Origin of the sequence: Bradyrhizobium sp. BEA-2-5 (assembly GCF_032918025.1) — a bacterium.
Taxonomy (GTDB): domain Bacteria; phylum Pseudomonadota; class Alphaproteobacteria; order Rhizobiales; family Xanthobacteraceae; genus Bradyrhizobium; species Bradyrhizobium pachyrhizi.
Genome location: NZ_CP136629.1, coordinates 2,385,684 through 2,406,541, shown reverse-complemented (window position 1 = coordinate 2,406,541; position 20,858 = coordinate 2,385,684). Strand labels below are relative to the sequence as shown.

Here is a 20,858-nt window from a genome sequence, read left to right as displayed (position 1 = left end):
GTTCGGATTGTGGCTAGGACGATCGATTGCGAACGTTGTGCATTCTCCCGTGCACTCGAACGTCGGCGCGACAGGATTGATTTGAAGCTTTCGCGCAATACCGGCGGAGCCAATGAGATCAAATGGTACCTTTGACGGCCCGATTGCGCGATCTGGATATCCCGTTCGAAAATCGGATATTGAGAGGATCAACAGAAAGAGAGCACGACCGGAATTCACCGAAAGCCGTGCTAGTGTGATGGCGCGATTTGTGCGTGTGGCAGCGGCTTCAACGATGATTGCCCGGTCCGACGGACCGGGTCACTTCGCGGACAGCAAACTTCCGATGGTTGGGATTTGATGGTCGACGACGTACTCGCTGCAGCTCCCACGCGATCGGGATCTTCGTTTGAAGAACTCCTTGAAATGCTTCAGCCGCACGGGATCAATGCGCATTCCTCGCCGCAGCGTGATGAATCGTTTCGCTGGCATGCGGATATAGCCATAGGCGCAGAACTTGATGTCGTGCGGGCCGATCTGTCGGCCGGTTGGGATTGGCGCTATTCATACGAGAATTCTGCCGGAGAGCTCGCTATAGGCGTGCTGAATGCCGGCAACGCCGAAATGCTCATTGCAGGAAAGAGCATCCAGCGAACCCCCTCCGAGATCGCCATCGTGCCCCTTCCGACGATGCAAGCGCAGCGGGTCGAAGCGGTCGATGGACGATACTCAAGCGTCACGCTCACCTTGCATACCGGCGCAGTTACCAAGGTGCTGTCTGCGACGTTCGGGAGCACGGCGCTGGAAGATCTCAATCTGACGCCGATCGTCGACTTGTCGACCGGCGTTGGACAGACCCTTCTTCAGCTTGTCCGCACGAGCACCACCGGTCTGTATGACGGGATCCTGGCACGCTCTCCGAAAGCCAGTGCGCTGCTATCGGAAGCGGCGATACAGCTCATCCTTGAGAACGTTCCTCATCGGTTGACCGACCGGTTGAGCCGCCACCCGCTGGATGCGCCGCCGCGCTACATTCGCCGTGCGGTCGAGCATATGCGGGCCAATCCGCATCTGCCGCTGACGATATCGGATATTGCCGCAACGGTTGGGGTCAGCAGCCGGCTGCTGCAATTGGGCTTCCGCAAAGTTCACGGCACGACGCCGGTCGCCTATTTGCGACAAATTCGGCTGGAGGCCATCCACGACGAACTGTCGCGACCGGAAAACATGCTCCCGGTCAGCGAAGTTGCCCTGAAGTGGGGCTTTACGCATATGGGCCGTTTCGCTGCGGTCTACCGCTCGGCTTTCGGCCTGTATCCGTCCGATACGGTCCGGCGCGCGCGAGGGTTCTGCAGCTAGGCAAGCGGTTGTCGAGCCAGGCTGCGGCAAATCAGCAAATAGCCGTCCCGGACGCCTTGTCGAACAAGTGCGTTCGCTCGAGATCGAGCGCGACGTCGATGACATGATCCGGCTCCGCGGCGACGCCGACCGGCATTTGCGCCGTGAACGCGAATGGGCCGACGGTCCCGATCACCAGCGTGTGCGGCCCGAGCGGCTCCACGTCTTTCACAAGGATCCGGATCGAAGAGCCCGCCGGTGCGTCTTGCCGCAACACATGGTCGGGCCGGACGCCGAGCACCACGGGCTTGCCGACGCTGCCGGCATAGGCCGCCTCGCGTGACTTCGGCACTCTCAACGCCGTGCCCGACGGCTCGGTGAAGGTGAGCGCGCCGTCGCGGGCGACGAGCTCGCCATGGATGAAATTCATGCTGGGCGCGCCCATGAAGCCGGCGACGAAGAGATTGCTGGGCTTCTCGTAGATCGTGATCGGATCGGCCGCCTGTTCGATGCGGCCGCGGTTCATCACCACGACGCGGTCGGCCATGGTCATGGCTTCGACCTGGTCGTGCGTGACATAGACGATCGTCTTGGCGAGACGGCGGTGCAGCGCCTTGATCTCGGTCCGCATCTCGATACGGAGCTTGGCGTCGAGATTGGACAATGGCTCGTCGAACAGAAAGACATCCGGGCTGCGCACGATGGCCCGCCCGATCGCCACGCGCTGGCGCTGGCCGCCGGAGAGCTGCTTGGGCCGGCGCTGCAGATATTGTTCGAGGTCAAGCACGCGTGCCACGTCATTGACGGCCTTCTCGATACTGGCGCGCGATTCGCCCCGCACCTTCATGCCGTAGCCGATGTTCTCTCCGACCGTCATATGCGGGTAGAGCGCGTAGTTCTGGAACACCATCGCGCAATTGCGCAGGCCTGGACGCAATTGCGTCACGTCGCGATTGCCGATGCGGATGGTTCCGCTCGTCACCGCCTCCAGTCCCGCGATCATGCGCAACGTCGTCGTCTTGCCGCAACCGGACGGGCCGACAAGCACGACAAACTCCTCGTCGGCCACGTTGAGGTCGAGCCCCTCGATGATCTTGTAGGGCCCGTATGCCTTGCTGACGTTCTCGATCTCGACATGCGCCATGGATGCCTTTTCCGTCCCTTCGTCGACGGCAAGTAAAGTCCCGGACGATGCTCGCGCATCATCCGGGACGTCTCGCTGGAAAGCTAGTTCTTCGGCGGAAGACCCATCGCCGCGCGATAGGCCGCAAGCTGCTTGGCCCGGCCGAACTCGTCGGTCAGCCGATTCCACTCCTTGGCCATCGCGTCGAGCGCCGCCTGCGGCGTGGTTTGGCCGGCCAGCGCCTTGCCGAGCTCGATCTCCACCACCTCGGTATAAGAGAAGTAGCCGGGCAGACGCATGTCGAGCGCGACGTTCTTGGCATTGATGGAGTTGGATTGCGCGCCGAGATATTGCTTGGCCTCTTCCGGCGAGAAGATCTTGCTCCACAGTTGCAGATTGGCAGTGTGCGATTTGCGATAGGGATTGACGCCGCTGCCGCCGGTGATCGCCGCCTGGCCCGACACTTCAGGGCTTGTCAGTGTCTTGACGAAATCCCACGCCGCCTTCTGGTTCTTGCCGGCCTTCGGCACCGCGATCTGCCAGCCGCCGAATGCCATGAACGGGCCCGGAAGCACGCTCGGGAACTTGTCCCACTTCTTGGTCTTGGCGTTCCAGATCTCGTCCGAACCGGGCAGCATCGCCGAACCGACCTTGCCCGAGATCTTCGACTGCTTCGGGTCGGCGGCGATGACGCCGGTGTCGCCCCAGCCGATCGATTCCGCAACCTGGCCGCCGGCCACGGCAGCGTTCACCTCGCCGAACGAGAAATTCAGCGCGTTGGGCGGCCCGAGCTTCGATGCCCTGATGTATTCCTCGAGCCCCTTCACCCATCCCGGGTTGTTGATCTGCGCGTCCATCGTCTCGGGGTCAAAGAACATCGCGCCCGGATAGTTCGGATTGTTGGTGTAGGCCGCCGCATGGCTGAAGAAGAACCAGAACTGCTGACCGCCGCGGCGGAAGGCTTCCGCCGTTCCCCACAGCCCCTTGTCGGGCCGCTGGAAGAACTCCGCAATGTCGAGATACTGCTTCCAGGTCTTCGGCGGCGCGAGGTCGTAGCCGTATTTGGCCTTGAAGGCGTCCTTCTCCTTGGGATCGCTGAACAAGTCGGTGCGGTAGGTATAGGTGTGGACGTCGCCATCCATCGACTGCGAGTAGATCTTGCCTTCCCACACCATCAGCCGTTCGCGATAGGCCGGCTCGATATCGTCCCAGTCCTTGCCGGACTGCATCTCCTTAGGCATCTCGCTGAGATAGGGCACGAAGTCCGGCAGCCAGGCCGGCGCGAAGCTGACGAGGTCGAACGTCGCGTCCGACGCCGTCAGCGATGTCGCGATCTTCGGATAGAGCTCGGACCACGGGAATTCGACGACATTGACCTTGCCGCAGGTCTTCTTGGCCCATTCGTCCGCGCCGAGCTTGAGCGCGGAGGCGATATACGGCCCGGTCTGCGACGCCACCGTCAGGGTGACGCCGGTATAGTCCGGGCTGCAGACCGCATTCGCCTGACTCGCGGCACAGGCCATCGCGAGCGAGGTGGTCAGCATCAGGAACGTCCGTCGCAACATCGTCTAGTCCTCCCTACAAGGTTTTTTGCTATTTGATGGCCCCGAGCAGCAGGCCCGACCGCATCATCCGGCTGAGCAGGCCCGCCATGATCATCATGGGAACGATGGCGACGAGCGCCGCAGCCGAGATCGCCCACCATTCGTCGCCGCGCTGGCTGTTCTGTCCCGCCACCAGGATCGGCAGCGTCTGCCATCTGGAATTGGTCAGGAACAGCGCGAACAGAAACTCGTTCCAGACGAAGGCCAGCGTGATCATGAACGTCGCCAGCAGCCCGTTCATCGACATCGGCACAACGATTCCAAAGAAGATGCGCCAGCTCGGCACATTGTCGACCATCGCCGCCTCCTCGACCTCGATCGGCACAGCCTCGAAGAAGTCGCGCATCAGCCAGACGACGATCGGCAGCGAGAAGGCGACGTAGCACAGCGTCAGGCCGATAAAGCTGTCGATCAGCTGGAAGCCCAGCCGGCCGATCTCGCTGTAGAGCAGATACAGGGCGAAGGCGGTGACGATGGGCGGGAACATGCGCTGGCTGACGAACCAGAACAGGATGTCCTCATTGCCGAGGATCGGTCCCGGCAGCGGCAGGCGGTTGGCGGCGACGGCCACGATCAGCGCAATCGGAAAGGCCAGCAACAGGGCCTGCGGGCGGGTGAACCCGAACGTCGTGTTGAACAGCAGGTAGCCGCCGAGCGCGAGCAGGAAGAACACGAGGCCCGCGCCGAAGCGGACCTTGAATTCGAACCGCACCAGCGCATAGGCCGCCATCGCGCCGATCGCCGTGGCGATCGCTGCCGCGGACAGGCCAACAATGGTCGAGTTCAGGAAGGTCCGGAAGAACTCGCCGCGGATGCCCTGATAGAGATCGATGAAGGGCTGCAAGGTCGGCGTGAAATCGATGAACGGCAGATAGGTAGGTCCGCCGACGACGCCGGGCGGCGTCTTGAAGGCGGTCACCACCACCCAATAGAGCGGAAACACCGTGATCAGGCACCAGACGAGAACGCCGGCTGCGACCAGGCGGCGGCTCCATGGCGACAGTCCCGTCAAGCCCTGCCCGCTCATCGGCGCTTCTCCAGATGCGGCCGCAGCAGCGCAACATACGTGACACCGATGATCGTGATCGCGATCAGGAACAGGAAGCTGAGCGCCGATGTGTAGCCAAGATTGAACTTCTTGAAGCCTTCCTGATAGGCGAACAGCGTCAGCGTCTCGGTGTCCACACCCGGCCCCCCGCCGGTCATCACGAACACCGTGTCCATGATCTTGTAGCTCTCGATCAGGCGGATGAAGACGACGGCGGCCGAGATCGGCAGCATCATCGGAAAGGTGATACCCCAGAACTGCTGCCAGGCGCTGGCATTCTCGAGCTCGGCGGCCTCGTAGACATCTTCGGGAAGCGTTTGCAGCCCGGCCAGCATCATCAGGATGATGAACGGGGTCCACTGCCAGACCTCCACCGCGATGATGCAGGCGAGTGCCCAATGTCCATTGGTGAGGAACGGCAGGTTGACCAGGCCGAACTTCGACAGGAACTGATTGAGCGGTCCCATCGTCGGATTGAAGATCATGCGCGCCACCAGCGCGACCGCGACGGGCGCCAGCAGCATCGGCAGCAGCAGGGCGACGCGGAACAGCCGCTCGCCCGGCACCCGCGCATTCAGCGCCAGCGCGACGCCGAACCCGATCGCGTATTGCAACCCGACCGCGATGAGCGCAATCAGCGTCGTGGTGAAGAGCGCATTCCAGAACCGCGGCTCCTGCAACAACGTCGCATAATTGCCGAGCCAGACGACGCGCGGTGGGATCGGCGGAATCAGGCGGTAGCTGAGGAAGCTCGTGGTCAGCGAATAGATCAGCGGAAATATCGAGATCGCCAGCACGACGAGCACCGCCGGCCAGATGAAGACGTGCTTGATCGGATCATTCCGCATCATCGCAGCATCATCCCCTCAGCAGCGCTTCGATCTCCGCGCGCCGCGGCATCGCGGGCGCGGTGCCCGGCCGGGTCACCGAGATTCCCGCCGTCGCCGAACCGAACCGCGCAGCCTCGAGCGGATCGACGCCGTCCGCGAGCGCCGCCGCGAAGCCGCCGACGAATGCATCGCCCGCGCCGGTGGTTTCGACGACTTTGCCGGCCGCGAAGGGCGGCACGTGCAGCGAGCGATCCCGCGCATGGAATAGCGCGCCGCGCTCGCCGAGGGTGATCAGCGCCGTCCCGGCGCCTTTGGCCAACAGGGCGTCGCCGGCACGGCGGGCTCCGGCGAGATCGCCCACCGCGATCCCGGTCAGCGCTTCGGCCTCGGTCTCGTTCGGAACGACATAATCGCACAGCGCAAACAGGCCATCGTTGAATTGGATCGCCGGCGCCGGATTGAACACCGTGATGCTGCCGGCGGCGCGCGCGATCTCGAGCCCGCGCCGCGCTGCATCGAGCGGCTGCTCAAGCTGCGTCACGAACACGCGGCTGTCGCGGATCGCGTCCGCCACCGCGTCGACATCGGTCGGGCCGATACCGCCTGCTGCACCCGGCACGACGATGATGGCGTTGTCGCCGCGCGTCTCATGGACGTAAATGAAGGCTGCGCCGGTCGGCGCGTCCGCCGTCCTGGCCACGCGCGGCCGAATTCCCTCGGCCTCCCAGGTCCTGATCGCAAGCTCGCCGAAGGCGTCGCTACCGATCCGCGAGATGAAGCTCACGCCGGCGCCGGCCCGCGCGGCCGCGACAGCCTGGTTGGATCCCTTGCCGCCCGGCCCCATCGCGAATCCCGAACCGGCGATCGTCTCGCCGATCGCCGGCATGTTGCCGGCGCGGAACGCGAGGTCGACGACGAAGACGCCGAGGACGGCGACGCCACTCTTGCTCATCTCGTCACTCCCCGTCCGGCCCGATCACGCCCTTGCTGAACAGGAAGCAGCCGTAGAAGCGCCGCTCGCCCGTCGCGATCACGCAATAGGCCGCCTTGGCCTTTTCGTAGAAAGCGTGGCGCTCGACGCCGACCAGCGGCCAGGACCGTCCCTCCGCGCGATCGATCGCGACCTGCACCTCGCGCTGCACGGGTGGCACTTCCTGCGCCTGGCCGACAATCTCCATGCGGATCGCGGCATCGTCGACAAACGTATCGAGCGGCATCACCGACAGGATCGCCTCAATCGCCCTGGCCGCGCTGACATTGTCGATGCGCAGCAACCGGCCGAGAACCGTCTGGCGCGCGATCGAGTCGGCCGGAAAATTGGTATCGCACACCACCAGACGATCACCATGCCCCATCGCCCGCAGGGCGTAGAGCACGTCGGCATTGAGCAGTGGATCGATGCCCTTGAGCATGTTGCGTCCCTCCCTTGTCTTCAAACTCGCCGGACTCTGACGGTCCGAACCCCATCGATATCACCGCAAGGTGACGTCGCTAGTCGCCGTACGGAATCCAGATGTTCTTCACCTGCACCGCGTGGCGGAGCAGGATCGGGCCCTCGCTCGCGGCCTTGTCGTACCAATCGAGCGCGAGGCCATGATCGACCAGCGTGCGCTTGAGGTTGCCGATCGACAGCCGTTCGGCGGCCGCTGAGGCATCCTGCGATCCGAACGCCCAGAGCGCGTCGACATCGTCATGCTCGGCGAGCACCTTGACCAGCTCGCTGTGGTCTCCGGTGACGATGTTGACCACGCCGCCCGGCACGTCCGAGGTCTCCAGCACCTGGTAGAAGTCGGTCGCGGCGAGCGGATGCCGCTCGCTGGGCAGGGCGACCACCCGGTTGCCCATCGCAATCAGCGGCGCCACCAAGCTGATGAAGGCGAGCAGCGGCGCCTCGTCGGGACAGGCGACGCCGACCACGCCAATCGGCTCATGCATCGCGAGCGCCACGCCGCGCAGCGGCGGCGCGTGGATGGATCCTTCGAATTTGTCCGCCCAGGCGCCATAGCTGAACAACCGCTCGATGCTCGCATCGACTTCCGTGCGCGCCTTCGCAGCCGACACGCCGGTCATGTCGGCGATGCGCCGGGCGAATTCGTCGCCGCGCGCGGAAAGATTCTCGGCAAGGTAATAGAGGATCTGGGCGCGATTATGCGCCGTTGCCCGCGTCCAGGACTCGGCGGAGCGCGCCGCGGCCACCGCATTGCGGATATCCTTGCGATTGCCCTCGCCTGCCTCGCCGAGGCGCCGGCCCTTCGGCGACATCACCGGACGCGAATAATTACCGTCCGGGCGCACCTGCTTGCCGCCGACGAACAGTTTTGCCGTCCGATCGATCGGCGGCACATCGAATCCGGCGCTGGCGCCAGAAGCCGTCGGCAGCGGCGATGCCTTGGTCCGCGCCTTGCGCCCGCTCCAGGCCTTCGGCTTGAGATACTCGTACATGCCTTCACGGCCGCCCTCGCGGCCGGATCCGGACTCGCGATAGCCGCCGAAGCCGACGCTGGCGTCGAACAGATTGGTGGCGTTGACCCAGACCACGCCGGCCAAGAGCTTCGGCGCGACATCGAGCGCCAGACCGATCGTCTCGCTCCACACGCTGGCGGCAAGGCCGTAGCGCGTGTTGTTGGCGAGCATCACGGCCTCGTCGGGGGTGCGAAACGTCATCGCCACCAGGACAGGGCCGAAGATCTCTTCGGTCGCTACCGTCGAGGACGGATGCACGTTCCAGAGCAAGGTCGGCGGATAGAAACATCCTTCCGCCGGGATCGCACCGGACGCCTGATATTTCTCGGCGCCCTCCTTCACTCCGGTCTCGACCAGCGACTTGATCCGTTCGAGTTGAACCGGCGCGACCACCGCGCCCATGTCGATCGCCTTGTCGAGCGGCATGCCGACGCGAAGCGTCTCCATGCGGCGGATCAGGCGCCTGCGGAAAGTGTCCGCGATCCCCTCCTGCAGCAGCAGCCGCGAGCCGGCGCAGCAGACCTGCCCCTGGTTGAACCAGATGGCATCGACCACGCCTTCCACCGCGCCGTCGATATCGGCATCGTCGAACACGATGAATGGCGACTTGCCGCCGAGCTCGAGTGTCAGCGATTTGCCGGTGCCCGCGGTCGACTGGCGGATCAGCCGCCCGACCTCGGTCGAGCCGGTGAACGCGATCTTGTCAACACCGGAACTTTCGACCAGCAATGCACCGGTCGCGCCATCGCCGGTCACGACGTTCAACACGCCCGGCGGCAAGCCGGCCTCAGCCGAAAGCTCGGCGAACAGCAGCGCGGTGAGCGAGGTGAACTCCGCCGGCTTCAACACCACCGTATTGCCCGCGGCCAGCGCCGGCGCGATCTTCCAGGCCAGCATCAGCAGCGGGAAATTCCACGGAATGATCTGCCCGATCACGCCAACCGGCACCTGATCGGCGAGTTCGCGCTCCTGCAGCTGCGCCCAGCCGGCGTGATAGAGGAAATGGCGCGCAGCGAGCGGCACGTCGAGATCGCGGGTTTCCCGGATCGGCTTGCCGTTGTCGATCGCCTCCAGCACGGCGAACAGCCGGGCGTGACGCTGCAGCATGCGCGCCAGCGCATAGAGATGACGCGCACGGCCGTGACCGCCGAGCTTTGCCCACGCTGCCTGCGCGGTGCGCGCGGCGCTAACCGCCGCCTCGACATCGGCAGCAGCGCCCTGCGCGATGCGCGCCAGCGACTTGCCGGTGGCGGGCTCGGTCGTCGTGAGGTGTTTACCGGCATGCGGCGCTGTGAACTTGCCGGCGATGAAATGCCCGAACACGGCGTCATGCCGCGCCAGCCAGGCGCGTGCCTCGCCGTCAGCCTCCGGCGCGGGGCCATACTCCATGGTCTCGAAATAGTTTGCGACGCTCATCGCTGGAGTCTCATCCCACGGGGTGGCGATTGAAGGCCGAATAGTGGCCAGTCACGTGATGCTCGAGCTGTCGCTCGATATCGGCGAGCAGGCTGGAGGCGCCGATGCGGAACAGGTCCGGCTCGAGCCAGTCGCGTCCCAGTTCCTCCTTCATCAGGAACTGATAGTTGAGCACGTCCTTTGCCGTCGAGATTCCGCCGGCCGGCTTGAAGCCGATCTGGTAGCCGGTGCGCTCCTGATAGACGCGGATCATCCGCAGCATCGCGAGCGTCACCGGCAGCGTCGCGTTGACGCCTTCCTTGCCGGTGGAGGTCTTGATGAAGTCGGCTCCGGCCATCATGCAGACCATCGACGCCTTGGCGACGTTGCGCAGCGTCTTGAGATCGCCGGTGGCCAGGATCGTCTTCAGATGGGCGTCGCCGCAGGCGGCGCGGAAATCCCGCACTTCGGCGTAAAGCGCCCGCCAATCGCCGGTCAGCACATGCTCACGCGTGATGACGATGTCGATCTCCTCCGCGCCATCGCGGACCGACGCCTCGATCTCCTTCAGCTTCAGATCGTGCGGCACGAGACCTGCGGGAAATCCGGTCGAGACCGCAGCGACCGGGATGCCGGATCCTTCGAGCGCTTCGACGGCCGTCGCCACGAACCGATGGTAGACACAGACCGCGCCGGTATGCAGCTCGCGGCCCGCAAAGCCGAGACGCTCGAGAAGGTCGCCGCGCACCGGCGCTTTGGCCTTGGCGCAGAGGCGCTTCACCCGTTCGGTCGTATCGTCGCCATTGAGCGTCGTCAGGTCGATGCAAGTGATCGCCTTGAGAAGCCACGCCGCCTGCGCGTCCTTCTTGACCGTGCGCCGGCCCGGCAGGCTCGCAACGCGGCGTTCGGCGGCCGACAGATTGATCCTGATCTCGTCGACCCAATCCATCTCGAGCGCACGGCCGCTGTTGCGCGGGAGCGGATGCTCGCCGCCCGGGGAAGGCGGCTGCGCTGCCAATGGGGACGGATTCTGTATGAAGACGCTCTGCGTCATGGAGGCGCCGTGCGGTCCTAGCGAATCGACGAGATCGCCAGATAGACTGAATGTGTCGATCGCAACATGTGATCCTCCCTGACCTTGCCGCGGGGTTTGCCGACTGCCTGAGGACGACATCGTCCCCGACCCTCGATCAGCCCGCCGAACTGGATGTTATTATTGTAACAAATCGACGTTGATAAACTCACAACATTGTAAGATCATTGTCAATCGGATAAGCAAGCCCGGCGATCAAAATGACTGAAACATCGAACGCACGACCAAGCGAGACGCGCGTGCAGCGCCTGCAGAGGCTGCGCCGCGCCGTCGAGTTCGAGCGGCACGCTGCATCTGAAGGACGCCGCCGAGCTCCTCAAGGTGTCCGAAATGACGGTCCGGCGCGATCTCGCCGGGCCGGACGCCGCGCTGGCGCTGCTCGGCGGCTACGTCGTCAATGCGGCGTCGCCGACCGGGGTCAAGTACACGTTCGAGCAGGAGATCGATCAGCACACCCAGGACAAGCGTCTGGCCTGCCGGTCTGCCGCGGCCTCGATCAAGGAAGGCGATACGATCTTCATCGATTGCGGCACAACGATGCAGTCGCTGGCCGACTGCCTGCCCGAGGACCTGCCGCTTTCGGTGATCTGCTATTCGATGAACGTGGCGTCGATCGTGACGCGACGGCCGGCCACGCAGGTGATGGTGATGGGCGGGCTCTACCATCCGTCGTCGCAATCCTTTGCGTCGGACGACGGCCTGTCCTATCTGCGGCGGCTCGGTATCAACAAGGCCTTCATCTCCGCAGGCGGCGTGCACTGGACCCGCGGCGCGAGCTGCTCGAATTTTCACGAAGTCGCCGTCAAGCAGGCCGTCATCGAGACCGCGATGGAAAGCATCCTGGTGATCGACGCGAGTAAGCTCGGCAGCCTCAAATCGGCATTCTTCTCCGATATCGGCGCGTTCTCGCGGATCATCGTCGGCGGCGCGGCGTCGGCGGACATGCGCAAGCACTTCCGCAGCCTTCCCGTCGAATACGTGACCGGCGCAACCTGATCCGAGCGGGGGCTGGCACGCCCGGATCAGGCTGCTCACGATGCGCGGGCTCGCGGGACCACGCATCGAACTCCCGTAGCTCAGTTGCAGGCAGGCTTCGCCTTGTTGCAGGCGTCGGTCAGCTCCGGCGGCGGCTCCTTCTTGAACACCGTCTTGTAGGATTCCAGCACGTTGGACTGCGTCACCGGCAGCGACTGCACGCCGATCCAGCCCGGCGTTTCCTTGCCGAGCAGCGCGTTCATCATCGCCATCGCTTCCGCGACACCCTGGTCATAGGGACGCTGCGATCCGGTTGCCTTCAGCGGTCCGCCCTTGGCGATCTCGATCGCCGATTGCAGGCCGAGATCGACGGTGGTGACCGGAATGTCGATGCCCTGCGCGCGCATCGAGCTCAGCGTATCCAGCGCCGGCTGATCCCAGACCGCGAACAGGCCCTTGATATCAGGATTGCCGGTGAGGAAGTCGCCCGCGATCTGCGACACTTTGGGCGGGTCGGTGAAGTCGACCTGCTTCATCTTGATGTCGGGACGATTCTTCTGCATCCACTCGCGGACGCCCTTGGTGCGCTCGTTGGTGCTGAAATAATCGACGCCGAAATTGACGAGACCGATGGTACCGCCCTGCGCGACGCAGGACGCCAGGATCTGGGCCGCGATCAGGCCGTTGCCCTGGCTGTCCGCCGAGATCATGGACGCATATTCCTCCGGATGCTTCAGGCCGGTCGGGATGCTGTCCATCAGTACCAGCTTGATGCCGGCCTTGGCGATCTTCTTGTAGGTCGGCGCGGTCGCGGTGAAATCGACCGGGATCGAGATGATGCCATCCGGATGCTGCTGGATGGTGTTCTCGATGTCGGCGATCTGCTTGTCGACCTGATATTCGGCGGACGCGACGCCGGTGACGGTCACACCATACTTCTTCAGCGTGTCGGTGATGCCCTGGATCTGCAGTTGCGCCCAGTCGAGATTGACGGTCTGCATGGAGATGCCGACCTTGAAATGCTTCTCCTTGATCCTGGCGGCATCGGCGTCCGACAGCGCCAGCACCTCGGGCGAGGCGGCCTTCTCGCCATGAGGCCCCTGACCGACGATCGATTTCGGTCCAAGCGTCGCGAGATCGACGCCCTTGACGCAGGTTGCAGGCACTTCGGCGCGAGCCGAGGCGGCGATCGAAATGGCCGTCGCCGCGATCAGCGCGGTCAGTGGCAGGGTTTGTCGCAAGATTGGCTTCATTGTTTCCTCCCGTTTTGGTCGCCGATTGACCGGAGGCCGGCGACCTTGCCCTTACCCTTGCAACGCCTGACCGTGCGGCGCACGCGCTGCGCCATCGTGCTCTAGCGTTTCGTGAAGGCGACCGCGGCCACGATGATCGCTCCCTTGATGACGAGCTGCAGCGGCGAGCTGACGCCGAGCAGCACGAGGCCGTTGTTGAGCGTGCCGATGATGAGGCTGCCGAACAGCGTCCCCAGGATGTAGCCACGCCCGCCGAACAGGCTGCAACCACCGAGGATCACGGCGGCGATGACGTCAAGCTCCATGCCCTGCACGACGTCGGGCCGCGCGGCGTGCGAGCGCGCGGACAGCACCAGCGCCGCAAGCCCGGCGAGCGCGCCGGTCAGCACAAAGGCCGCGGTCGTCACCCATTTGGTGTTGATGCCGGAATACAGCGCCGCGGTCGGATTGCCGCCGACCGCATAGATGCGGCGGCCAAACACGTTATAGTGCAGCAGCAGGATGCCGACGATCATCGCCACCAGCGTCCAGGCGATCGGAACCGGTATGCCCAGGAACGAGCCCTCACCGAAGATCGCGAAATAGGTCTCGTTGGTGATGATGACAGGCTTGGTATTGGTCACCATCATCGCCAAACCGCGTGCCATGCTGAGTGAACCCAGCGTCACCAGGAACGACGGGATCGAGAGCTGCGTGGTCAGGATGCCGTTGAGCAGCCCGACCAGCGCACCGGTGCCGAGCCCGGCAGCGGCGCCGACGATCCAGCTGTTGTTGATCTGGCTCATCGCGAGCGCCGCGGCCATGCCCGACAGCGCCAAGGTCGACGCGACCGACAGATCGATCTGGCGCGCGATGATCACAAAGGTCATGCCGACCGCGATGATCGAGACCAGCGTGGTCTGGCGTCCGATGTTCAGGAAGTTGTCGACCGACAGGAACCAGGGCGAGGACAGGCTGAACACGACCAGCAGCACCACGAAGGCGATGTACAGCATGTAGGGCCGCTCGCCCCGCAGCAGATTCTGCAGCAGCTTGCGGCGTCGATCGGATCGGGTCGACGAGGCGACGAGGTTGGGCGCAGTCAGTTCGGTCATGCGTGTGGCTCTTGCAATACGCCTTGTTCGGAAGCCTGGTAGATCTGCAGCAGATGATGGAGCTCTTCGGCATCATCGATCTCCCCGCGCACCAGCGTTCGCGCCACGCGTCCATCGACGATCACGGAGATACGGTCGCAGAGCTCGATCAGTTCGACGAGGTCCGACGAGACCACCAGGACGCCGGTGCCGTCGCGGGCAGCATTGCGGATCACGCCGTAGATCTCCTCGCGCGCGCCGACGTCGACGCCGACCGTCGGCTCGTCGAGCAGCAGCACGCGCGGCCGCGGATCATTCCATTTTCCGAACACGACCTTCTGCTGGTTGCCGCCGGACAATGTCCTGACGAGGCTCGAGGCGCCTTGTGCCTTCACCGATAGCTTCGCCACCGCAGCGTCGGCACGCCGTGCGGCGGCGCGCTGCTGCATGAAGCCCCAGCGCGAGAAATGCGGAATCCGCGGCAACGTGATGTTGCGCTCGATCGAATGATCCAGCACCAGGCCCTGCACGTGCCGGTCTTCCGGCACCAGCGCGACACCCTGTGCGATCGCATCGGCCGGGCTCCTCGGCAGCCACGGCCGGCCGTCGATCTGGCAGGCGCCGCTGTCGACCGGCCGAAGACCGAAGATCGTCTCCAGGACCTCGGTGCGTCCGCTGCCGATCAGTCCGGCAAGGCCGTGGATCTCACCCTTCATGACGGACAAATCGACGGCCGACAGGCGATCGTTCGACACGCCCGACAACGACAGGACCGGCGACGGATCGAACGAACGCGCGGCCGCAGCCTCGGCGCGCAACGCCGCGGGCGCCAATCGGTCGGTGCCGATGATGGCGTTCACCAGCCGCTTCATGTCGGTCTCGGCGGTGACGAACGTGCCGGCATTGGCGCCGTCGCGTAGCACCATGACACGCTGCGAGATCTCGAAGACCTCGTTGAGCCGATGGGTCACATAGATCACGCCGACACCGCGGCGCGTCGCCTTGCCGATCGCATCGAACAGGATGCGAACTTCATCCGAAGTCAGGGACGATGTCGGCTCGTCGAGGATCAACAGGCGCACCTCGCCCATCAGCGCCTTGGCGATCTCCGTCATCTGGCGGTAGGCGAACGGCAGCGAGCCGACCGTCGCCTTGGTATCAAGGGGAATGCCGAGCTCGCTCAGGAATGTCCCGGCCCTGGCCATCAGTTCGCGCTTGCGGACAAAGCCGAACCGCGTACGCGCCTCGCGGTCGAGCAACAGATTGTCGGCGACGCTCAGCGACTCGACGAGACTAAGGTCCTGATAGACGACGGCGATGCCCGCCTCGCGCGATCTAGCCGGACTGTCGAACGTCGCTGGTTTGCCGGCGATCTCGATCGTGCCGCTGTCGGCCGCATGGACGCCACTGAGGATCTTGATCAGCGTGGACTTGCCGGCCCCGTTCTCGCCCAGCAGCGCGTGCACCTCGCCGGCCCGGACATCGAGGTTGACGTCGCGCAATGCCCGCACGCCGCCGAAGCGCTTGCTGATGCCACCGACCATCAACAGCGCCGTCGACGGCCGAGGCTCGGCTGCGATCGAACCGGACAATTCCAAATTTTCCTCCCGTCGACCGCGCGAGGCGCTGGTACGATGGTGACATGTTGTTATTTTTGCAACTTATTGTGTTATAATTCTATCACATCGGCCGGCCTGTCAATGGGAGATCGCGCGGGCGGGCGCTCGAATTGAAGGCGGCGGCGATCGGATCCTGCACCGTCATGCATGCCGCCGGCCTCCGCCAGGCACGATGGCAGCCGGAAGGTTGTGCTAAGCTGCAATCGCTCTCTTCATCAAAGCCAACGCCGGTGAATCACGATGAAACCGAGTGCTGCGATTGCCATCGCCCTGATCTCGTCTTGCCTGCCCGCAACCGCACAGCAAGGCGGTGCCGACCTCTACGCGCAACGCTGCGCGCAATGTCACGACAGCAGCAACACGGGTATTCGCGCGCCGAGCCGCACTGCGCTGCAATCCAGATCGTTCGACGAGGTGCTTGGTGAGATGACCACCGGCCCGATGGCATCCTTCGCGCAGGGACTGACCAGCGACGAGCGGGCGGCGATCGCCTCGCTCGTCACCGGAAAGGCCGCTTCGCTCGCGGCAGCCGAGAGCGCGGGACAATGCGCGCAGAACGAGACCGGCTTTCCGCAGCCGATCGACGGGCCGCGGTGGAACGGTTGGGGCGCGGACATCAACAACAGCCGGTTTCAGCCGGCGGCAATGGCCGGCCTGGCGCAAGATCAGGTCCCGCGACTGCGTCTGAAATGGGCGTTCGGATTTCCTGACACGTCCAACGCCAACGCGCAGCCGGCTGTCGTCGGCGGCTTGCTGTTCGTCGGTGGCGGCGACCGCAAGGTCCATGCCCTCGACGCCAAAAGTGGCTGCACGCGCTGGGCGTTTCCGACCGAGGCGCCGGTGCGGACGGCCATCAGCTTTGCCCCGCTGGACAACGGCCAGCCTGCCATCTTTTTTGGTGATGTGCGTGCCAACGTCTACGCCCTCAATGCCGCGACCGGCAAACTGATCTGGAAGAGTAAGGTCGACGATCATGTGGCGGCCCGGATTACCGGTGCGCCAGTGTTCTATTCCGGCGTCGTCTATGTCGGCGTTTCATCGATCGAGGAGGCCATCGGGTCTCGCCCCACCTACCAGTGCTGTACGTTTCGCGGCAGCGTCGTTGCGCTGAAGGCCGAGACCGGCGCACCGATCTGGAAGGCCTACACGATCCCCGAGGCACCGCATCCGACACGGGCGAACGCGATCGGGACCCAGCTGTTCGGTCCGGCCGGCGCGTCGGTCTGGTCCGCGCCGACGATCGATGTGCAGCGCCAGGCGCTCTATGTCGCGACCTCGAACAGCTATGCCGACCCGGCAACCGACACCAGCGATGCCATCCTCGCGCTCGATCTCGCGACCGGCCGAATGCTGTGGCATCAGCAGGCCACGCCGAAGGACAGCTTCGTCGTTGCGTGTTTCGGCACCGATCAGAGCAACTGTCCGGAAGACCGCGGCCCCGACCATGACTTCGGCCAATCGCCGATCCTGATGACCTTGCATAACGGACAGCGCGCACTGGTGATCGGCCAGAAATCCGGCGTGGTCCACGCGCTCGATCCCGACCATGAGGGCAAGATCCTGTGGCAGACGCGGATCGGCAAGGGTGGCGCGTTGGGCGGGACCGAGTGGGGTTCCGCCGCCGACCAGGACCGAATCTATGTCGCCAATTCGGACGTACGATTTCTAAGGGACGGCACCCGGCGTCTGAATTCAAACGAAGGTGGCGGCCTGTTCGGACTCGATCTTGCGACCGGGAAGATTGCGATGCAGGTCGCGCCGGTGGCCTGTGGCGACCGCCCCCAATGCAGTCCCGCGCTCTCCGCGGCGGTCACTGTCATTCCCGGCGTCGTCTTCTCGGGCGGCGTGAGCGGCTTCCTGCGCGCCTACGCGACCGATGACGCACGGTTGCTCTGGGAAATCGACACCGCCCGCGACTACACCACGGTCAACGGCGTTCCGGCCCATGGCGGTGCCATGGACGGACCCGGCCCGGTCGTCGTCGATGGCATGCTGTACGTCAATTCCGGCTACGCGCAATGGAGCGGGCTGCCCGGCAACGTTCTGCTGGCCTTCGAGGTCGGCAACCCCTGACAGGTATTCGCGCGCCGGCAAGCTGAGCACTACTCGCCGCGGGCTATTCGTGCTTTGATGCCGGACAGGATCGGCCGAGAGGTCCGAAGGGAGACCGTGTGGTGCTTGGTGACGTGCTACGCAACATCACGTCAGGGGCCGTTACCCTCGCGCGCTCCAATGGTCCCGAATCGCCGATAAGAGGGACCGGCGTCCCGAAATCGACCGACATGGCAGCCGCGCTTCAAATCGATGCGCATGTTGTTGCGCACAAAAAACATCGAAACTATAAGTACTTGAAAGAATGGTCGGAGTGGCAGGATTCGAACCTGCGACCCCTGCGTCCCGAACGCAGTGCTCTACCGGGCTGAGCCACACTCCGACAAGAAGGCGGCTTATAGCGTCGGGTTTGGGGGACCGCAAGGGACCACAAGGCACTCAATTGAGGAATCTAGTCACAGTGGATACAGGTCTGAAAACGCACGTTTTGTCCGCCGGCGCCGCCGCCACGGCGACCGCCGCCGGGGTCCTGGCCGAGGGCGGCCTGGTCGCGTTTCCGACCGAGACGGTCTACGGGCTCGGGGCGGACGCCGCCAACGCCACGGCGATCGCCCATCTCTACGCCGCCAAGGGGCGGCCGGCGTTCAATCCGCTGATCGCGCATGTCGCCGATATCGCCGCCGCCCGCCGGATTGCCCTGTTCAATGGGCAGGCCCTGCGATTGGCGGACGCGTTCTGGCCGGGTCCCCTGACCCTGGTGCTGCCGAAGGCGCTGTCCTGCCCGGTTGCGGAACTCGCGACCGCCGGGCTCGATACGGTCGCCATACGCATCCCGGCCCACAAGGTGGCGCGCGACATCATCAAGGCTTTCGGCGGCGCCGTGGTGGCGCCGTCGGCCAACATCTCCGGCCACGTCTCGCCGACGCTGGCCGCCCATGTCGAGAGCGACCTCGCGGGGCGGATCGACCTGATCGTCGACGGCGGGCCTGTTACGGTCGGGGTCGAATCGACCATCGTCGGCTGCTTCTCCGATCCGGTGCTGCTGCGGCCGGGCGGGCTGACGCGCGCTGAGATCGAGCGCGTGCTCGGCCACCCCTTGCAGTCGCCGCCGCAAGACGCGGAAAGCGACGCCCAGCCGGTTGCCCCCGGCATGCTCGCCTCGCACTACGCGCCGCGGACACCGGTCCGGCTCAACGCCAGCGACGTCCATGTCGGCGAAGCCCTGCTGTCGTTCGGGCCGGCCAAGGTTGCGCGGCGCGAATGCGCCTCGGTGGAGATGAACCTGTCCGAGCGCGGCGATCTTGCCGAGGCCGCCGCCAATCTATTCGGCTACCTTCGCACCCTCGACAAAAGAAACGCGGATGCGATCGCGGTGATGCCCATTCCCGAGGAGGGATTGGGCGAAGCCATCAATGACCGGCTGCGCCGCGCAGCCGTTGGGCGGTAACAAGCATGACCCGGACCGGAACGGCCGCGTTAGCGCCAAGCGGGAACCGGTTTTCCCTCGCGACAAACGCGAAGCGTTTGCGCGAGGGGCATGCTTAGGCAAAGATCCCCGACTGAGTGAAAGACCAAGAAAAAATGAACATCGTCCAATCAGCGGTGCCGCCGCTTCCGCCCGAATTGCTTGAAAAATTCCGCGCCATCGTCGGCGCGAAATATGCGGTGACCGACGTCGCCGACATCGAGCCTTACGTCACCGAGGAGCGCAACCTGTTCCACGGCCGCTCGCCGCTGGTGCTGCGCCCGGGCTCGACCGCGGAAGTCTCGGACATCTGCAAGCTCGCCTCCGCGCACAACATCGCGCTGGTGCCGCAGGGCGGCAACACCGGGCTCGTCGGCGGGCAGACGCCGCACAATGGCGAAGTGGTGGTGTCGCTGCGCCGGCTGGACAAGATCCGCGAGGTCGACACCGCCTCCAACACCATGACCTGCGAAGCCGGCGTGGTGCTGCAGATCGCGCAAGCGAAGGCGGCGGACGTGGACCGGCTGTTTCCGCTCTCGCTCGGCGCCGAGGGAAGCTGCACCATCGGCGGCAATCTCTCGACCAATGCCGGCGGCACCGCGGCGCTCGCCTATGGCGTCGCGCGCGAGATGGCGCTGGGCCTCGAGGTGGTGCTCGCCGACGGGCGCGTTCTCAATTCTCTCTCGAAGCTGAAGAAGGACAACACCGGCTACAATCTGCACAACCTCTTCATCGGCGCCGAAGGCACGCTCGGCATCATCACGGCGGCGACCTTGAAGCTGTTCCCGAAGCCGCGGGCGGTCGAGACCGCCTTCGTCGGGCTGAAATCGCCGGCGGCGGCGCTCAAGCTGCTGACGATCTCGCGCGATCAAGCGGCCGGAGCGCTGACGAGCTTCGAGCTGCTGTCGGAGATGGCGGTCGATTTCTCGGTGCGGCACGGCATCGACGTGCGCGATCCGCTTGAGGCAAAGCATCCCTGGTACGTGCTGATGGAATTGTCCTCGCCGGGCGAGGATGCCCGTACGCCGCTGGAGACGATCCTGACCCGGGCCATGGAGGAGGAGATCGTCGACGACGCCGTGATCGCGGCCAACCTCACCCAGCGCGCCGGCTTCTGGAAGCTGCGCGACGAGATGTCCGCGGCGCAGAAGCCGGAGGGCGGCTCGATCAAGCACGACATCTCCGTGCCCGTCGCGGCCGTGCCCGCCTTCATCGCCGAGGCCGATGCCGCCGTGGTGAAGCTGATCCCCGGCGCGCGGCCGGTGCCGTTCGGCCATCTCGGCGACGGCAACCTGCACTACAATGTCAGCCAGCCGATCGGCGCCAACACGGCCGATTTCCTGGCGCGCTGGCACGAGATGAACGCGGTGGTGTTCGAGATCGTGCTGCGCATGGGCGGCTCGATCTCCGCCGAGCACGGCATCGGCGTGCTCAAGCGCGACGAGCTGCCGGAGGTGAAGGACAAGACCGCGATCGAGCTGATGCGCTCCATCAAGGCGATGCTCGATCCGCTCGGCATCATGAATCCGGGGAAGGTGCTGTGAGCGC

General features: G+C 64.8%; 16 protein-coding genes and 1 tRNA gene. 5 read left to right on the top strand and 12 right to left on the bottom strand.

Annotated elements, in window-relative coordinates:
• Nucleotides 1-339 precede the first annotated feature (339 nt).
• The gene (locus RX327_RS11235) at nucleotides 340-1,338 is read left to right on the top strand and encodes a helix-turn-helix transcriptional regulator (RefSeq protein WP_244482677.1); all 999 of its coding nucleotides are present in this window, start codon (nucleotides 340-342) and stop codon (nucleotides 1,336-1,338) included.
• Nucleotides 1,339-1,369: 31 nt separating this feature from the next.
• Here the strand turns inward: RX327_RS11235 and RX327_RS11230 are convergent, their stop codons facing one another.
• The 8 genes from RX327_RS11230 to deoC all read right to left on the bottom strand — a co-directional run bounded on the left by RX327_RS11230 (nucleotide 1,370) and on the right by deoC (nucleotide 10,834).
• Nucleotides 1,370-2,461, bottom strand: a complete 1,092-nt coding sequence (locus RX327_RS11230; protein ID WP_050387909.1) for an ABC transporter ATP-binding protein — start codon at nucleotides 2,459-2,461, stop codon at nucleotides 1,370-1,372.
• Between the two features lie 83 nt (nucleotides 2,462-2,544).
• Nucleotides 2,545-3,984 carry an extracellular solute-binding protein gene (locus RX327_RS11225; protein ID WP_317251245.1) on the bottom strand — a complete coding sequence of 480 codons (1,440 nt, stop codon included), beginning with the start codon at nucleotides 3,982-3,984 and terminating at the stop codon, nucleotides 2,545-2,547.
• A gap of 49 nt (nucleotides 3,985-4,033) precedes the next feature.
• Nucleotides 4,034-5,071 carry a carbohydrate ABC transporter permease gene (locus RX327_RS11220; protein WP_050387911.1) on the bottom strand — a complete coding sequence of 346 codons (1,038 nt, stop codon included), beginning with the start codon at nucleotides 5,069-5,071 and terminating at the stop codon, nucleotides 4,034-4,036.
• Nucleotides 5,068-5,943, bottom strand: coding sequence for a carbohydrate ABC transporter permease (locus tag RX327_RS11215; protein WP_050387912.1), 876 nt, complete (start codon nucleotides 5,941-5,943; stop codon nucleotides 5,068-5,070). Before RX327_RS11215 ends, RX327_RS11220 begins: the two co-directional genes overlap by 4 nt.
• A 7-nt stretch (nucleotides 5,944-5,950) precedes the next feature.
• Complete coding sequence (locus tag RX327_RS11210; RefSeq protein ID WP_028337041.1) at nucleotides 5,951-6,874, bottom strand: ribokinase; 924 nt, start codon at nucleotides 6,872-6,874, stop codon at nucleotides 5,951-5,953.
• A gap of 4 nt (nucleotides 6,875-6,878) precedes the next feature.
• Nucleotides 6,879-7,334 carry an RbsD/FucU family protein gene (locus RX327_RS11205; protein ID WP_028337042.1) on the bottom strand — a complete coding sequence of 152 codons (456 nt, stop codon included), beginning with the start codon at nucleotides 7,332-7,334 and terminating at the stop codon, nucleotides 6,879-6,881.
• Between the two features lie 79 nt (nucleotides 7,335-7,413).
• The gene (locus tag RX327_RS11200) at nucleotides 7,414-9,801 is read right to left on the bottom strand and encodes an aldehyde dehydrogenase family protein (protein WP_050387913.1); all 2,388 of its coding nucleotides are present in this window, start codon (nucleotides 9,799-9,801) and stop codon (nucleotides 7,414-7,416) included.
• Between the two features lie 10 nt (nucleotides 9,802-9,811).
• A complete protein-coding gene (gene deoC, locus RX327_RS11195) occupies nucleotides 9,812-10,834 on the bottom strand; it encodes a deoxyribose-phosphate aldolase (protein WP_050387914.1) in 1,023 nt (340 codons plus the stop codon).
• Nucleotides 10,835-11,077: 243 nt separating this feature from the next.
• Between deoC and RX327_RS11190 the strand changes: the two genes are divergently transcribed.
• On the top strand, nucleotides 11,078-11,869 hold the full coding sequence (locus RX327_RS11190; protein WP_410712184.1) for a DeoR/GlpR family DNA-binding transcription regulator: 792 nt from the start codon (nucleotides 11,078-11,080) through the stop codon (nucleotides 11,867-11,869).
• An 80-nt stretch (nucleotides 11,870-11,949) separates the two neighbouring features.
• Here RX327_RS11190 and RX327_RS11185 read toward each other — a convergent pair whose 3' ends face one another.
• From RX327_RS11185 to RX327_RS11175, 3 genes are all read right to left on the bottom strand, one after another.
• On the bottom strand, nucleotides 11,950-13,101 hold the full coding sequence (locus RX327_RS11185; RefSeq protein ID WP_050387915.1) for a substrate-binding domain-containing protein: 1,152 nt from the start codon (nucleotides 13,099-13,101) through the stop codon (nucleotides 11,950-11,952).
• Between the two features lie 101 nt (nucleotides 13,102-13,202).
• Nucleotides 13,203-14,195 carry an ABC transporter permease gene (locus RX327_RS11180; RefSeq protein WP_050387916.1) on the bottom strand — a complete coding sequence of 331 codons (993 nt, stop codon included), beginning with the start codon at nucleotides 14,193-14,195 and terminating at the stop codon, nucleotides 13,203-13,205.
• The gene (locus tag RX327_RS11175; protein ID WP_317250271.1) at nucleotides 14,192-15,772 is read right to left on the bottom strand and encodes a sugar ABC transporter ATP-binding protein; all 1,581 of its coding nucleotides are present in this window, start codon (nucleotides 15,770-15,772) and stop codon (nucleotides 14,192-14,194) included. Before RX327_RS11175 ends, RX327_RS11180 begins: the two co-directional genes overlap by 4 nt.
• A gap of 261 nt (nucleotides 15,773-16,033) precedes the next feature.
• On the opposite strand from RX327_RS11175, the gene RX327_RS11170 reads away from it, so the two are divergent.
• Entirely contained in the window at nucleotides 16,034-17,866 is a 1,833-nt protein-coding gene (locus RX327_RS11170; RefSeq protein ID WP_050387917.1) for a PQQ-binding-like beta-propeller repeat protein, read from the top strand.
• Nucleotides 17,867-18,150: 284 nt separating this feature from the next.
• Here RX327_RS11170 and RX327_RS11165 read toward each other — a convergent pair.
• A tRNA-Pro gene (locus tag RX327_RS11165) sits at nucleotides 18,151-18,227 on the bottom strand.
• Nucleotides 18,228-18,305: 78 nt separating this feature from the next.
• On the opposite strand from RX327_RS11165, the gene RX327_RS11160 reads away from it, so the two are divergent.
• Together RX327_RS11160 and RX327_RS11155 are read left to right on the top strand one after the other, a co-directional pair.
• Complete coding sequence (locus tag RX327_RS11160) at nucleotides 18,306-19,292, top strand: L-threonylcarbamoyladenylate synthase (RefSeq protein WP_317250270.1); 987 nt, start codon at nucleotides 18,306-18,308, stop codon at nucleotides 19,290-19,292.
• Between the two features lie 134 nt (nucleotides 19,293-19,426).
• Nucleotides 19,427-20,854: an FAD-binding oxidoreductase gene (locus tag RX327_RS11155; protein WP_317250269.1), complete on the top strand. Its 1,428-nt coding sequence runs from the start codon at nucleotides 19,427-19,429 to the stop codon at nucleotides 20,852-20,854.
• Nucleotides 20,855-20,858 lie beyond the last annotated feature (4 nt).

Bases quoted from the DNA above. Each gene is read 5' to 3' on its own strand.
- RX327_RS11230 (WP_050387909.1), bottom strand. From the start codon at position 2,461: ATGGCGCATGTCGAGATCGAGAACGTCAGCAAGGCATACGGGCCCTAC.
- RX327_RS11180 (WP_050387916.1), bottom strand. From the start codon at position 14,195: ATGACCGAACTGACTGCGCCCAACCTCGTCGCCTCGTCGACCCGATCC.
- RX327_RS11185 (WP_050387915.1), bottom strand. From the start codon at position 13,101: ATGAAGCCAATCTTGCGACAAACCCTGCCACTGACCGCGCTGATCGCG.
- RX327_RS11220 (WP_050387911.1), bottom strand. From the start codon at position 5,071: ATGAGCGGGCAGGGCTTGACGGGACTGTCGCCATGGAGCCGCCGCCTG.
- deoC (WP_050387914.1), bottom strand. From the start codon at position 10,834: ATGACGCAGAGCGTCTTCATACAGAATCCGTCCCCATTGGCAGCGCAG.
- RX327_RS11215 (WP_050387912.1), bottom strand. From the start codon at position 5,943: ATGATGCGGAATGATCCGATCAAGCACGTCTTCATCTGGCCGGCGGTG.
- RX327_RS11210 (WP_028337041.1), bottom strand. From the start codon at position 6,874: ATGAGCAAGAGTGGCGTCGCCGTCCTCGGCGTCTTCGTCGTCGACCTC.
- RX327_RS11170 (WP_050387917.1), top strand. From the start codon at position 16,034: ATGAAACCGAGTGCTGCGATTGCCATCGCCCTGATCTCGTCTTGCCTG.
- RX327_RS11235 (WP_244482677.1), top strand. From the start codon at position 340: ATGGTCGACGACGTACTCGCTGCAGCTCCCACGCGATCGGGATCTTCG.
- RX327_RS11200 (WP_050387913.1), bottom strand. From the start codon at position 9,801: ATGAGCGTCGCAAACTATTTCGAGACCATGGAGTATGGCCCCGCGCCG.
- RX327_RS11225 (WP_317251245.1), bottom strand. From the start codon at position 3,984: ATGCTGACCACCTCGCTCGCGATGGCCTGTGCCGCGAGTCAGGCGAAT.
- RX327_RS11205 (WP_028337042.1), bottom strand. From the start codon at position 7,334: ATGCTCAAGGGCATCGATCCACTGCTCAATGCCGACGTGCTCTACGCC.
- RX327_RS11155 (WP_317250269.1), top strand. From the start codon at position 19,427: ATGAACATCGTCCAATCAGCGGTGCCGCCGCTTCCGCCCGAATTGCTT.